This window comes from Nonlabens dokdonensis (assembly GCF_002162835.1).
Taxonomy (GTDB): Bacteria; Bacteroidota; Bacteroidia; order Flavobacteriales; family Flavobacteriaceae; genus Nonlabens; species Nonlabens dokdonensis_B.
Map to the genome: position 1 here is coordinate 20,702 of NZ_MAAX01000078.1, position 6,191 is coordinate 26,892.

The 6,191-nt window shown below is 35.0% G+C and carries 6 protein-coding genes; all 6 read left to right on the top strand.

Going from position 1 to position 6,191, the window contains the following annotated elements:
• Positions 1 to 530, top strand: a 530-nt coding sequence (locus A9Q93_RS05040; RefSeq protein ID WP_303686291.1) for a mechanosensitive ion channel family protein, incomplete at its 5' end; no start/stop codon positions are given.
• A gap of 10 nt (positions 531 to 540) precedes the next feature.
• On the top strand, positions 541 to 1,413 hold the full coding sequence (locus tag A9Q93_RS05045) for a DUF6268 family outer membrane beta-barrel protein (RefSeq protein ID WP_303686292.1): 873 nt from the start codon (positions 541 to 543) through the stop codon (positions 1,411 to 1,413).
• 2 nt (positions 1,414 to 1,415) lie between these two features.
• Positions 1,416 to 2,579 (top strand): sigma-54 dependent transcriptional regulator, encoded by a 1,164-nt coding sequence (locus tag A9Q93_RS05050; RefSeq protein ID WP_303686293.1) that lies wholly within the window; start codon positions 1,416 to 1,418, stop codon positions 2,577 to 2,579.
• A 6-nt stretch (positions 2,580 to 2,585) separates the two neighbouring features.
• Positions 2,586 to 3,458, top strand: coding sequence for a PPK2 family polyphosphate kinase (locus tag A9Q93_RS05055; RefSeq protein ID WP_303686294.1), 873 nt, complete (start codon positions 2,586 to 2,588; stop codon positions 3,456 to 3,458).
• A complete protein-coding gene (locus tag A9Q93_RS05060) occupies positions 3,451 to 4,848 on the top strand; it encodes a M20/M25/M40 family metallo-hydrolase (protein ID WP_303686295.1) in 1,398 nt (465 codons plus the stop codon). Before A9Q93_RS05055 ends, A9Q93_RS05060 begins: the two co-directional genes overlap by 8 nt.
• A 45-nt stretch (positions 4,849 to 4,893) precedes the next feature.
• Positions 4,894 to 6,191, top strand: a 1,298-nt coding sequence (locus tag A9Q93_RS05065) for an MATE family efflux transporter (RefSeq protein ID WP_303686296.1), incomplete at its 3' end; no start/stop codon positions are given.

A 6,191-nucleotide genomic window follows, 5' to 3' on the forward strand; every position in this document is an offset into this window, starting at 1 on the left:
TAGCAGGAGTGACCATTTTAATAGATAAGTCTGTCTTAGTAAATGACGTTATTGAGATGAATAATAAAGTGGGGCGTGTTTTTGAAGTTAAACTTAGAAGTACACGTATCATAACGCGGGATGATAAAATTTTGATTATTCCTAATCATCTATTTATGTCAGAGTCCGTTTATAATTATACACAAAATCATCCCAAAACTAGAGAAAATGTTCTAGTAGGAGTAGCTTATGGAAGTGATACAGAGTTAGTAGCAAAAGTACTAAAGCAGTGCGCAATGGATCAAAAAGGCATACTTAAAAGTCCTGAGCCATTTGTGATGTTCAATGATTTTGCTGATAGTTCCTTAAACTTTGGTGTATACTATTTTATAAAAGATGCGTTTAATGACCCTAGGATTAAAAGTGCATTACGATTTTCTATAGATAAGGCATTCCGTGAACACAATATAAGTATTCCTTTCCCTCAGAGAGACCTTCACATCATATCAAATAAATCTGATCAAATCACATATGATAAAACAAATGATTAAAATTAATAGCATGTCGATAGTGCTATTGCTGGTTTTTGTTATCGCTTTCGCGAAAGCGAACGCCCAAGGAACAGATTTATTTAGAGCAGAGTATACCTATTTTCCACAACGAGATTCTGATAATAGTTTTAGAAGATTCAGAACTTTTGCAAATGTGCCATTGAAAGTTGCTGAAGGTAGTTATATCGTGCCTTTTTTTGAATACCGTAATGTTGAATATTTAGTCAGGGATGACTTTGGTTCTACAGAATTTGGCTCTGATCGTTATGAAAGTTTTGAATTATCTCTAGGCTACACTTTTCCTATGGAAAAGAATTGGAGATTTGGTTCCAGAGCAGGAGTTTTGGCAGCTTCTAATTTTGATAAAGCAAGAGCCCAAAGCGATGATTACTTTCTCACAGCGAGTGTTTATTTCATAAAAAATGAAAAAAAGCGAGATGATGGTGGTAAACCGTGGCAGCTAGTTTTAGGAGTGCAATATTCAACAACTGCAGGAAGACCTTTCCCATTACCCTATGTAAATTACTACAGAGAATTAAATGATAAGTGGAGTTTTACATTAGGAGCTCCTAAGATGAATCTTAAGTATAGATTCAACGATAAAAATAGTATGCAACTTTATGCCAGGCTAGACGGCTTTTATGCAAATATTCAAGGAGATGAGCCTACCTCACTAGGTATTGCTGAAGATGTATCGATGACGGTAGCCATGTTCGGACCTGGCTATCAATATAATTTTACTAAACATATATCTGCATATGTATATGCTGGATATACTTTCATAAATGATATAAGGCTAAGAGATGATAATGGTGATGATGTGGTAACACTTAATGACACTAACACTTTTTATTCTCGTATAGGACTTAAATTTAAAATATAGATATGGCGCAAATACTAATTATAGAAGATGAAAACGCAATAAGACGTGTTCTAGGAAAAATTCTATCTGAGGAGAGCAAAGATTACAACGTCAGCGAGGCAGTTGATGGACTTGAAGGTATCGAGCTTATAAAAGATAACGATTACGATCTTGTTCTATGCGACATTAAGATGCCTAAAATGGACGGTGTTGAAGTGCTGGAAGCTATAAAAAAGATCAAGCCTGAAATTCCAGTGGTTATGATTTCTGGACACGGTGACCTAGACACAGCTGTAAATACTATGCGTTTAGGAGCTTTTGATTATATATCTAAGCCGCCAGATTTAAATAGACTTTTAAATACCGTTCGTAACGCTTTAGATAGAAAGAGCCTTGTTGTAGAAAACAAAAGACTTAAAAGAAAGGTGAGTAAGAATTATGAAATGATAGGTGATAGCGAGTTAATAGTTATCATTAAAAATATCATTGAAAAAGTAGCTCCTACTGACGCTAGAGTGCTTATTACTGGTCAAAATGGTACTGGTAAAGAACTCGTTGCTCACTGGTTACATGAGAAAAGCAATAGATCTAAGGGGCCATTTATAGAGGTAAACTGTGCAGCTATACCTAGTGAATTAATAGAGAGTGAATTATTCGGTCATGTGAAAGGAAGTTTTACAGGAGCAAATAAAGATAGAGCTGGTAAATTTGAAGCTGCAAATGGAGGAACTATTTTCCTGGACGAAATAGGCGACATGAGTGCCAAAGCGCAAGCTAAAGTGCTACGAGCGCTACAGGAAAATAAAATTCAACGCGTAGGTAGTGACAAGGATATTAAAGTTGATGTAAGAATACTTGCAGCTACTAATAAAGATCTCAAAAAGGAAATAGAAGATAAAAAATTTAGAGAAGATCTATATCATCGTCTAGCTGTAATACTTATAAATGTCCCTACACTTAATGATAGAAGAGAAGATATTCCGTTACTGATCAAACATTTTGCTGCAAAAATTGCTAAAGAACAAGGCAATGCGGCCAAAGTTTTTGAAGAAAAGGCTTTCAAACTTCTTCAAGAATATGACTGGACAGGAAATATACGAGAATTGCGCAACGTAGTCGAGAGATTGATTATTTTGGGAGGTGAAACTGTCAGTGAGAAAGACGTAAAACTATTTGCAAGCAAATAAACTATTATGACAACTTCCAAAGATTATATCGTAGAAAGAAATATATCGCTATCTCAAGTAGCCACACTACCTAAGAATGTACTTGGTAAGAAAGAAGCTAAGAAAGAGCTCTCTGAAGTTAGAAGGGAACTAGCAGAATTTCAGGCAAAACTCTATGCTCATGACAAACATGCAGTGCTGGTGTGTATACAAGGTATGGATACATCTGGTAAGGATAGTTTAATAAGAGAAGTTTTTAAGGATTTTAACGTACGAGGTGTCATCCAGCATAGTTTTAAAGTACCTACAGATATAGAACGCTCTCATAGTTATTTATGGAGGCATTACATTGCTTTACCTTCAAAAGGGCATTTTGGAATCTTTAATAGAACACACTATGAAAATGTTTTAGTGACACGTGTGCATCCAGAGTACTTGATGTCTGAGAATTTACCACATTTCAATAGTCCCAACGATGCCACAGAAGAGTTCTGGCAAATGCGATTTGATCAAATCAATAATTTTGAAAAAGAGCTTACTCAAAATGGAACTTTCATATTTAAGTTTTTTCTTCATTTAAGTAAAGAAGAGCAAAAAAACCGATTGCTTAGAAGGCTGCATCGACCAGAGAAGAACTGGAAATTCTCAGCAGATGATCTTAAGGAAAGAAAGCTTTGGGATAATTATATGTATTGCTATGAACAAGCTATAAATAATACCAGTAAAGACTACGCACCATGGCACGTTATTCCTGCTGATGATAAAGCAAATGCAAGATTGTTAGTCGCAAAGATATTAATAGAAACATTATCCCAATATCAAGAAATACAACCGCCTAAACTCGATGACGAAACATCTGGAAATATAGACCTGTATATAAAAGCATTAGAAAATGAATAAGATTGTACTATTAATTACTATTAGTTTGATGGGATCCGCTTTCGCGAAAGCGCAATCACCAGACACCTCAAAGACAGATTCTATCATGTTGCGTAGTATTTATGATTACAATCTGACAGAATCAAATAGTTATGAATGGTTAGATTACTTATCTAACAATATAGGAGGTCGTCTTTCTGGTTCCATTCAAGCTGAGCGTGCAGTGGAATATACTCAAAAGGAGATTGAAAAATTTGCCGACCGTACAGAATTGCAATCTGTTATGGTCCCTAAATGGTCCAGAGGTACTCCAGAGTTTGCCTATATACAACTCAATGATCTATCAACAATTAACGTAAATGTATGTGCATTAGGAGGTTCTATACCTACGAGGCAAGAAGGTTTAAAAGCACCGGTAATTGAAGTCAAATCTTTAGAGGAGTTAACAAGTCTAGGTCGAGAGCAAATAGAAGGTAAAATAGTTTTTTATAATCGACCTATGAACCCTAAGAAAATTCAAACTTTTGAGGCATATGGAGGTTGTGTTGACCAAAGGTATAGCGGCGCTGCCGAGGCGAGTAAATATGGTGCCGTTGCTGTTATCGTGAGATCCATGAACTTGCGACTAGATGATTTTCCTCATACAGGCTCTATGAGCTACGGTGATTTGCCGGTAGAAAATTATATTCCTGCTGCAGCAATAAGCACAAATGATGCAGAGAAGCTTAGTGCTTATATAGCATTAGATAAAGAACTTCAATTTTATTTAAAGCAGGATTGTACAGTTTGGGGAGATGTAGAAAGCTTTAATGTTATAGGAGAGATTAAGGGTTCTAAGTTTCCTAATGAATACATAACTGTAGGAGGTCATTTAGATTCATGGGATCTAGGTGATGGCAGTCATGATGATGGGGCAGGAGTTGTGCAGTCCATGCAAGTATTGAAAACACTGAAAGATTTAAACTATAAACCACAACGTACGATAAGAGTAGTTCTTTTTATGAATGAAGAGAATGGGTTGAAAGGGGCAAGAGAATATGCAAGAAAAGCTAAGCTGAAAAATGAAAAGCACATTTTTGCTTTGGAAAGTGATGCTGGTGGTTTTTCGCCAAGAGGCTTTAGTTTTGATACGACTTTAGAGCAAATGAAAGTCATAGAATCCTGGAAGCCGTTCTTTAAACCATATTTAATTCACTATTTTGAATTAGGTGGCAGCGGTGCAGACGTAGGGCCTCTTAAAGGAGAGAGTACTGTGTTAGCAGGATTAAGACCAGATTCTCAGAGATATTTTGATTTTCACCATGCGGCAAATGATACTTTTGATGCGGTTAACAAAAGAGAATTGGAATTAGGAGCTGCGACAATGACAAGTCTTGTGTATTTATTTGATAAATATGGAATTGAAAAGTAGTTTGGATTTTCGATGGGTTGAGTATTTTAGAGAACTGCTTTAAAAATGGTCTTAAATGCTTATCTAAAGGAGTTTCCTAAAAATCTTAAAATTGCATTGCCTATAATGTTAGGCCAGGTAGCACATCTACTTGTAGCTTTTGCAGATAATGTTATGGTAGGTAAATTAGGAGATGCACAGTTAGCGGCAGTCTCTTTAGGAAACACTTTTATTTTCATAGCGCTCTCTATCGGTATTGGATTTTCTTTTTCGATAACACCGCTGGTCGCAGAGGCAGATGGCAAGGGAGATAAAAATAAGGTAGTGTCTATATTTCATTCTGGTTTTATCATGTGTTTAATAATAGGTGTAGTGCTTATGATAATAACATACCTATCAACACCTTTATTATATTTTTTAGATCAATCTGAGGAGGTTGTAGACCTAGCCGTTCCTTATACCTATTGGGTTGCTTTTTCATTAATACCATTAATGGTATTTCAAGCATTGAAACAATTTGTAGATGGGTTATCAAAAACAATTTATTCAATGGTAGCATCATTGTTAGCTAATGTTATTAATATAATAGTTAATTATTTTTTGATTTACGGTAAATATGGATTTCCACGATTAGAGGTAGAAGGTGCTGCTATCGGTACTTTTGTTTCTAGGGTTTTAATGTTTCTAATATTATTTTTGATACTATATTATAGAAAACGGTTTAAAATTTACTTTGTAAGACTAAAAAGTTATTCCTGGAACATTTATAAGAAAATTTTTAATTTAGGATTGCCTACTTCGCTTCAGATGTTTTTTGAAGTTTCTTTATTTACAATAGCTATCGTCCTATCAGGAACACTGGGTGTTAAAAGTCAAGCGGCTAATCAAATTGCTTTGAATCTTTCAGCTTTAACGTTTATGGTAGGTGTCGGACTAGGTGTGACAGCTACAATAAGAGTTGGTAATCAAAAAGGAACTGGAAATATAGATTTGCTTAAAACGATTGCAAAATCAATATTTTTATTGACATTAATGTTTGAACTCATTTTTGCTATGTTATTTTTAGTTTTCCATAATGAGCTTCCGGCTATCTATATCGGTGATCATGATGTTATAGAACTTGCTGCCGAAATATTAATTGTTGCTGCATTATTTCAGATTAGCGATGGTTTTCAAGTTGTCTTATTAGGAGTGCTAAGAGGTCTCCAAGATGTATGGGTACCGACATTAATTTGTTTAATATCTTATTGGGTAGTTGGTTTTCCAATAATGTATACATTGAGTAACACTTTTAATTTAGGAGTTACTGGTATCTGGATTGGATTATTAATGGCATTAACCACCTCTGCATTATTAATGTTTAT